The 3,169-nt window shown below is 70.6% G+C and carries 3 protein-coding genes; all 3 read right to left on the bottom strand.

Annotation, left to right across the window (positions count from 1 at the left end; translation table 11 throughout):
* Window positions 1–127: 127 nt before the first annotated feature.
* The 3 genes from Mterra_RS20065 to Mterra_RS20055 all read right to left on the bottom strand — a co-directional run bounded on the left by Mterra_RS20065 (window position 128) and on the right by Mterra_RS20055 (window position 2,821).
* On the bottom strand, window positions 128–844 hold the full coding sequence (locus Mterra_RS20065; RefSeq protein ID WP_119316714.1) for a GGDEF domain-containing protein: 717 nt from the start codon (window positions 842–844) through the stop codon (window positions 128–130).
* A gap of 127 nt (window positions 845–971) precedes the next feature.
* Window positions 972–1,904: an MBL fold metallo-hydrolase gene (locus tag Mterra_RS20060; protein WP_119316713.1), complete on the bottom strand. Its 933-nt coding sequence runs from the start codon at window positions 1,902–1,904 to the stop codon at window positions 972–974.
* 209 nt (window positions 1,905–2,113) lie between these two features.
* Window positions 2,114–2,821, bottom strand: a complete 708-nt coding sequence (locus Mterra_RS20055) for an endonuclease V (RefSeq protein WP_119316712.1) — start codon at window positions 2,819–2,821, stop codon at window positions 2,114–2,116.
* Between the last annotated feature and the right edge of the window lie 348 nt (window positions 2,822–3,169).

Below are 3,169 nucleotides of genomic sequence, written 5' to 3'. Positions count from 1 at the left end.
GCTTGGGCTGTCCCGCCCAGGCCGGGGTGTGCGGCCCGCGCGGGAGGGGGTGGGCGGGGGTCGTCAAAGCACGGCACCGCCAACCGCCCCCTCCCCCACCCGAAAGCCGGCCTCGAGACCAGGGCCCTCAACCCAGCACCTGGTTCTTGCCCTGCTGCTTGGCCTGGTACAGCGCGTCGTCGGCGCGGTTGAGCAACTCGTCGAGGGACTGCTGGGAGCCGTGCTGGGAGGCCAGGCCCATGCTCACGGTCACGGGGATGGAGAAGCCCGCCGCCTCGATGGGGTGCTCGGCCACCACCCGGCGCAGGCGCTCGGCGACCTCGAGGGCCTGCGTGCGGTTGGTCGCGGGCAGCAGCAGCACGAACTCCTCGCCCCCGTAGCGGGCGAACACGTCCTCTTGGCGCAGTTGCGGCACGCAGCGGCGGCAGACCTCGGCGAGCACTGCGTCGCCGGTGAGGTGGCCGTAGCGGTCGTTGATGAGCTTGAAGTCGTCGAGGTCGAAGATGAGGATCGACAGGCCCTTGCCCTGCCCCGACTCGGCCAGGCGGCGCTCGGCGACGTGCATGAAGTGGCGGCGGTTGTAGGTCTGGGTCAGCTCGTCGGTGATGGACAGCCGGTGCAGGTCCTCGCGGATGCGCTCGAGCTGCTGGATGAGCCGTAGCTGGAGCGTGCTGAACAGCGGCGCCACGATGCAGGGCACCAGGATGGCGATGCGCACGCCGCTGGAGTCGAGGCGCCAGCCGTTGAGCGCGAGGGTCATCAGCACCGAGACCACCACCGAGGCCAGGGTGAGCAGGGCCACCGTGGGCCACAGGCCGAAGCGTTTGAGAAAGGCGCGGAACATTGGCGTTACCCTGACCCGGCGGTTACGGCATCACCGCCACTGTAGCGCAAGCCTCGAGAACTCGCCCGGTTTAAGACCAGAAAAAGGGGGGAAGCGTTTCCCCCCGGTGTATGAGCCTGGTCTATGTTCAGCCCCAGGTGAAGAAGGCCGGCACGAACTCGTAGGCCGGGCCCGCCCTGCGGATGTAGCCCGTGGCGGGCCAGGGGAAGTGGTAGCCCACCACCATGTGCCGCTCCGCCGCGGCACGGGCGAACATCTCGGCGCGGGTCTTGACCACGAGCTCCTTGTCGGCGTCGAAGCCCAGGTAGTGCTCGGGGAAGCGCAGCGACAAGATCCAGTGCCCGGCCGCGTCGCCGTAGTGCACGAGGGTGTTGGAGCCCGAGGCCACCGTCACCGCCATGTGGCCCACGGTGTGGCCCGGCGTGGCGACGGCGGTGAGGCCCGGCGCGATCTCCTGGTTGGCCTTGAGCAGGGTGAAGCGGTCCTTGAGGGCGGCGAGGTTGGCCGGGGGCGTGGCCTGGCTGAGCCAGAAGCCCATCTCCGTCTCCCCGATGAGGTGGCGGGCGTTGGGGAAGGTGGGCTGCCCGCTGGTGATGAGGCCGCCGATGTGGTCGCCGTGGCCGTGGGTGATGAACACGGTGTCGATGTCGGCGGGCTTGTAGCCGGCGTTGGCGAGGTGGGTCAGCAGCAGGCCCGCCTGGCCCCCGCGCCCGGTGTCGATGAGCACCTTGTTTCGGCCGGTGTCCACGAGCATGGGGTTGAAGTTGTTGATGAAGCGGTTAGGGTCGATGAAGTGCTCCCGCAGGGCCTGCTCGAACTCGGCCTGCTTGCCCGGGTTGGCGCCCCAGTTGGGGAAGGTGGCCCCCGGCGGGGTCTGGCCGTCGGAGAGCACGACCACCGTGAAGTCGCCCAGCTTGAAGCGGTAGAAGCCCGCCCCGTTGGGCAGCGCACCCCCGGCCGGGGCCTGCGCCTGGCCCAGCGCGGTTCCGGCGGCCAAAAGGCCGGTGGCTCCGGCCAGCTTGAGGGCTTCACGACGGGAAATGCCTGTGCCTTTGCTCATGCCTACCTCCTCCGAATCGGTGCGGCTCGAGCGGTCTGCCGAATGACGGGACGGGCGACGCGGGCACGACCGCCCTCCCACAGCCGGTTTTGCCGCCGGGGTGAGCGGCAAGGCCGGAGCGAACCGCGACAAGGATACGCGGGAATTTATACCGCCGGATTCAGGGGCGAAACCGCGCCCCGCCCCACATTTCGGCTCTAACGAGCCTCTCACCCGCCCAGGGTGCGGCGGGCCTCCCCGGCGTGGACGTGGGCCTGGCGCAGGGGCTCGGGCAGGCGGGTCTTGCCCAGCAGCGAGCGCACGAACTCGAGCGCCCCCTCCAGGCTCACCCGGTGCCCCGGCGAGACCACGAGGGGCTGCACGCCCTCCCTCGAGCGCAGCAGCCAGCCCACCGGCCCCTCCCGCCCCAGCAGCCGCACCGCGCTCCCGGCCGCCCGGGGCAGCTCGGCCTCGGGCCGGCCGTAGAGCAGGGTCTTCCCCACCCCCACGCTGGGGAGGTCGAGGTGCACCCCCAGGTGCGAGGCGATCCCGAACGCCCGGGGGTGCGCGATGCCCATGCCGTCCACCAGCAGCATCTCGGGCCGCCGGCTGAGCCGGCCCAGCGCCGCCAGGTAGCTCGGCGCCTCGCGGAAGGAGAGGAAGCCCGGGATGTAGGGGAAGAGCTCGGCCTCGGGCACGCTGGCCGTGGCGACCTCGAGCACCCTCCCCTCCTGCCGGTCCCACAGCACCGCCGCCGCCACCGAAGCCCCCTGCACCTTGGAAAAACGCGTAGGGTGCGAAGCGTCGAGCGCCGCCAGATACCGCACCACGGACAGCTCACCCTCCAAAATCACCCGGTCGCGCAGCGCCCTCTGGATGGCCGCCGCCTCCCGCACGCCGGCCGGCCGGGGAAAAGGGGCGGGCTCGAGCGGCTTCACGGCCTGCGAACACAGCCGAAAACCGGCTCCCGGGAAGCCTCACGAACCGATGCACCGAAACCGTAGGACGCCATCCCCGGTAGCTTAGCCCAGGCCCTCGAGGCCAAAGGAGACGCCGGGCAGGATCGGGGGTCCTGTGCTGGGTGCTAGAGCGTCGTGCGTTGTACGTCCTACGTCGTACGCAAAACGCCAAACGCTAAACGCAAGACGCCCCATCGGGGTTAAGCGTCCACTGGGGTTGTGCCCGCCCCACAAGCCAACTACAGCCCCACGCCCCAGGGGACACCCGCTCGGTGGTTACTGCCGTGCCCCGGCCGGGGTGTGCGGCCCGCGCGGGAGGGGGTGGGC

The organism is Calidithermus terrae, from assembly GCF_003574345.1.
GTDB lineage: Bacteria > Deinococcota > Deinococci > Deinococcales > Thermaceae > Calidithermus > Calidithermus chliarophilus.
Note: the sequence above shows the minus strand (reverse complement) of the source record. Positions and strands in the feature narration are given on the sequence as shown.

What these genes read in the sequence shown, in the direction of transcription:
- Mterra_RS20060 (WP_119316713.1), bottom strand. Translation starts at nt 1,904, where the DNA reads ATGAGCAAAGGCACAGGCATTTCCCGTCGTGAAGCCCTCAAGCTGGCC.
- Mterra_RS20065 (WP_119316714.1), bottom strand. Translation starts at nt 844, where the DNA reads ATGTTCCGCGCCTTTCTCAAACGCTTCGGCCTGTGGCCCACGGTGGCC.